Origin of the sequence: uncultured Brachyspira sp. (assembly GCF_944390845.1) — a bacterium.
In the GTDB taxonomy this organism is placed as follows: domain Bacteria; phylum Spirochaetota; class Brachyspiria; order Brachyspirales; family Brachyspiraceae; genus Brachyspira; species Brachyspira pulli.
The window spans coordinates 1-3,774 of sequence record NZ_CALXRM010000127.1; the positions used below are offsets into that span (position 1 = coordinate 1).

General features: G+C 27.6%; 6 protein-coding genes. 2 read left to right on the forward strand and 4 right to left on the reverse strand.

Going from position 1 to position 3,774, the window contains the following annotated elements; genetic code table 11:
- The first annotated feature begins 155 nt into the window (after nt 1–155).
- On the forward strand, nt 156–683 hold the full coding sequence (locus Q0K52_RS14625; protein ID WP_297300618.1) for a Panacea domain-containing protein: 528 nt from the start codon (nt 156–158) through the stop codon (nt 681–683).
- Entirely contained in the window at nt 674–985 is a 312-nt protein-coding gene (locus Q0K52_RS14630) for a hypothetical protein (RefSeq protein WP_297300619.1), read from the forward strand. Before Q0K52_RS14625 ends, Q0K52_RS14630 begins: the two co-directional genes overlap by 10 nt.
- Before the next feature lie 151 nt (nt 986–1,136).
- Here the strand turns inward: Q0K52_RS14630 and Q0K52_RS14635 are convergent, their stop codons facing one another.
- From Q0K52_RS14635 to Q0K52_RS14650, 4 genes are all read right to left on the reverse strand, one after another.
- Nucleotides 1,137–1,358: a hypothetical protein gene (locus Q0K52_RS14635; RefSeq protein ID WP_297300620.1), complete on the reverse strand. Its 222-nt coding sequence runs from the start codon at nt 1,356–1,358 to the stop codon at nt 1,137–1,139.
- An 84-nt stretch (nt 1,359–1,442) separates the two neighbouring features.
- Entirely contained in the window at nt 1,443–1,934 is a 492-nt protein-coding gene (locus tag Q0K52_RS14640; protein WP_297300621.1) for a hypothetical protein, read from the reverse strand.
- A gap of 10 nt (nt 1,935–1,944) precedes the next feature.
- Nucleotides 1,945–2,832 carry a hypothetical protein gene (locus tag Q0K52_RS14645; RefSeq protein WP_297300622.1) on the reverse strand — a complete coding sequence of 296 codons (888 nt, stop codon included), beginning with the start codon at nt 2,830–2,832 and terminating at the stop codon, nt 1,945–1,947.
- A gap of 154 nt (nt 2,833–2,986) precedes the next feature.
- Nucleotides 2,987–3,580 carry a hypothetical protein gene (locus tag Q0K52_RS14650; protein WP_297300623.1) on the reverse strand — a complete coding sequence of 198 codons (594 nt, stop codon included), beginning with the start codon at nt 3,578–3,580 and terminating at the stop codon, nt 2,987–2,989.
- Nucleotides 3,581–3,774: the final 194 nt, after the last annotated feature.

Below are 3,774 nucleotides of genomic sequence, written 5' to 3' on the forward strand. Positions count from 1 at the left end.
TCTAGTAATTTAAATTATAAGGAATACCTTCTTTTTTTAAACTAAAAGTGTGCAATATCTATGGCTCTTAAACAGAAAAAATATTTTTTATATATTGAAAATAAGATATAAATATATTAGACTATATCTGTCGATTATTTTGAGGAGGTAATAAAATGCTTGATAGTGAAAAATATAAAGCTGCAGTTCATTATATAATAGCAAGCTGTGATGATCCTATAAAATTAGGTTCTATAAAATTAAATAAGATATTATTCTATTCAGATTCAGATATGTTTTTTAATACAGGTAAATCAATAACAAATGATGAATATATAAAAAGGCAATTCGGACCAGTACCTAAAAATATACTTGAAATATTAAAAGAGTTGGAAAATGAAAAGAAAATAGCAATTCATAAAGTGCGTCATGGGCATTATGAACAAACTATTTTTGTAAGTTTAAATGATCCTGATTTAACTAAATTAACCGCTCAGGATGTTGACGCTATTAGCTATAATAATTATCATATATGTAATGATTATACTGCTAAAGAAATTAGCGAAACTACACATAATGAAATATGGGAAATGGCTGATATAGGAGAAGTAATTCCATTATATACAGTTCATGCTGACAAGCTTGGTGAAATAGATGAGAATGATATAAAAAACATAGAAGAGGCTTTATCAGAATGTCAATAATATGGGAAATAGATATAACTAATGTTATAGACTTTTTAAATGAAAAGAAAAAAATATATCCTGTTTTGTCAGATATTTTTAAGGGTTTATGCTGGAGACTTCAAAGAAGCGAAGAGATATATTACAATGATAAACATAAAGTTTATATGATAAAATCTAACGGCGGATACAGTCATTGTTTATTTATTACTCTTGCAATAAAACGTGATGATAATAATAAAATAAAAAAAATAGTAGCTATGACAATAGAAGATAAAAAGAATGGAATTGTTATGATACACCCGTCAAAAAATAAAAAATAGTATGTGAGTAATTCTTTTGACCTTCATATTGATTGCTTATCTTATAAAAATAAATAAAAACAGGGCGGAACTTTTTAAGCTCCGCCCATAAAACATTTTATTATAATTTAGGAGAAAAAAATGGTATATGAATAGTAATATTGATTATTTATTATTTATCGCCTTCAAACTTTGACTGATAACTTTTAAATCCTTCAAGCCCTATAAGCCCGCCCATAAGAAAAGGCATAGCCTCTCCTAGCCTTGAGTCTTTTGAGAAGACTAAAAAAGCTATGCAGATAAGCAGAACTAAAGATCCTATAACAGTAATAAATCTGGTGCTTGATAATCTTCCTGTTTTTGAACATGTAAGCATATCTAAAATATATTTCATAATGCGTCCTATTATTGTTATCGCTCAAAGCCTCACATAAAGATCCTCGATAATAAATTATCGAGGCGTTCGGCTTTTCGCTTATTATTTATAAACTTTTAATTTTTCTGCTATTATCTTAAAACTATTAATAAATACATCTTTTATTTTTTCTTTGTTATTTTCTAATTCTGTTATTTTACTTTCTTTTACTTCAAATAGAGTTCCTATCTGCTTGTTTTGATTATTAAACATATAAACAGTTTCAATAGGAAGATTTTCACTTTCTATAACTTCTGATATTTGCCTAGCCATACCGTAAACATTAACATCAAATAAATAACTAAAGTATATATACGGATGGAAATATTCATCTTCAATATGCCCTTCGCAGCACTGACTAGTTTTATATCCTTTTTTGTTTAACTCTAAAATGATATCTGCTATATTTTTATCAATACGTATAAAATGTATTAATTGTCCGCATTTGCAAATCATTTTATTTTCATAAAGATAATTGCATTTAGGACAAAAATTATAATGCTCTTTACTGTTTAAAATATTGTGTTTAAATAATGTATCAAACTGTCTTTTCATAATAACCTCTCTAAATACTTGGCTGAATCGGACATTCTATATCCATAGTATATTTTTGATTAGGTGTTATTGAACCAATAGATACTGCTGTATAATAAGGTTCTGCTGTTGTTATTCCTATACTAAATGAAGAATAGCTATATTGCTGCTTGTCTTTAAAGAACTCCTGCATACTAAGATTAACGAAGAAGGTTGTATACTTATTAGCAGCTTTAAAAGAACCTTTTAATCTGTAAACACCATTTACTAGATATATACCAAAATCTTCTGATAATTCATCACCTAGTATTTTTATAGAATTGAAATCTGGAGGACATATTATATTGTTATCATATATCTTTATATTTCCTATATCTAATATATTAGATTGTATTTTTGAAGCAATTATAACAATATATAAATATTTATTTTCATATTTGTATATTAGCTGCATTCCTCCATAATACACACCTGCTAATTTTCTTTTATCTAAATCAATTTGTTTATTTGTTCTTATAACTCCCTGACTTTCATTATTAATTTCAATACTTCCTTTCAAATTAAGACTTCCATCAGCATTTCTAACTAGAGATAAAGTACTCATATTCTCTATTATATCACTATTCAATATTTGGTTTCCGCTTTCAGCTTCTAAAGTTAAAGTAGTCTTTTCAAATGAATATACTTCCTCTTCAAAAGTTTCTCCAGTATCAGAAGGCGGTTTAATCACAGAGCCGCTTTCCAAAGCAAGCAGACGTTCATGAATATCTTTTATAGTTGCAACAGGAGCTTCATTAGCTTGTCCGCCTTTTATTTTTTCTATATTTGATATTATTTGATTAATATCCTCTGCATACACAGTTTCTTCGCTCTGCCTTGCAGATACTTCTTTATATTCGTTAGGTTTACTTAAAGCCATATAAAACTCCTATTATTGTTATCACTCCAGCCTCGCAGTAATCAGCTGTTAAATAAATTTAACAGCTGCTCGGCTGTCGTTTCTATAAAACATGGATGTTTTCATACAGCTGCTGCACGGAGGTAAAAGCAGCTGTATAAATATTATTTATTTTTTATATAAATAATAATTTGTGCCTGCTTGTATATTGTACCAGAGCTGCCATTCGCCTATTTTTATAATACTTTCTTGATATCTTCTCATTAAATCTTGTCTGTTTGTAACAGCTTTTATAATAAATATTTCCGGAGGTGTAGAAAGAGGTACTTTGACATATTTTATTTTTGTACTGCAAGAAACTAATATTATTAAAATACTTATAAAAATTATTAGATATATTATTAAATGTTTCATGTTCTTCCTTTGTTATTATACTCAAATCCTCCCTATACGGTGCTGATGATTTATCATCAGCAGGTCGGATTTTCGTTTTAAATAAATTATCTATCATAACGCTAGAATTACTAAAGCTATTTTGAAACTTCTCATTTTCTTTAATAAATAGTATCTCATTTTGAAGCGTTTGATTATTAAGCTCCAAGCCCTTAATATCTTCCTGATACTGTGCGATCTCTTTTTCTTTTTTATGTATTTCACTGTCTTTAGCAGCTATTAATACTATAAAAATAGAAACTATTAAAACCATTATGACTGCTATAATGATTTTTTTGTTTATTTTGGACAAAAAGCCCGTTATTATTGGTATCATATATACTCCTATTGTTGCTATGCTCAAAAAAGCCTATAAGTAAATCGATAATAAATTATCGATTTGGCTTTTTTTCGCTTTTTTCTTATTTAGTAAAATAAAGAACAGCTTTTATTATTGCTATGCTCAAAAAAGCCTATAAGTAAATCGATAATAAATTATCGATTTGGCTTTTTTTCGCTTTTTTCTTATTT

Coding starts and splice junctions, on each gene's coding strand:
- Q0K52_RS14635 (WP_297300620.1), bottom strand. CDS start 1,358: ATGAAATATATTTTAGATATGCTTACATGTTCAAAAACAGGAAGATTA.
- Q0K52_RS14650 (WP_297300623.1), bottom strand. CDS start 3,580: ATGATACCAATAATAACGGGCTTTTTGTCCAAAATAAACAAAAAAATC.
- Q0K52_RS14640 (WP_297300621.1), bottom strand. CDS start 1,934: ATGAAAAGACAGTTTGATACATTATTTAAACACAATATTTTAAACAGT.
- Q0K52_RS14645 (WP_297300622.1), bottom strand. CDS start 2,832: ATGGCTTTAAGTAAACCTAACGAATATAAAGAAGTATCTGCAAGGCAG.
- Q0K52_RS14630 (WP_297300619.1), top strand. CDS start 674: ATGTCAATAATATGGGAAATAGATATAACTAATGTTATAGACTTTTTA.
- Q0K52_RS14625 (WP_297300618.1), top strand. CDS start 156: ATGCTTGATAGTGAAAAATATAAAGCTGCAGTTCATTATATAATAGCA.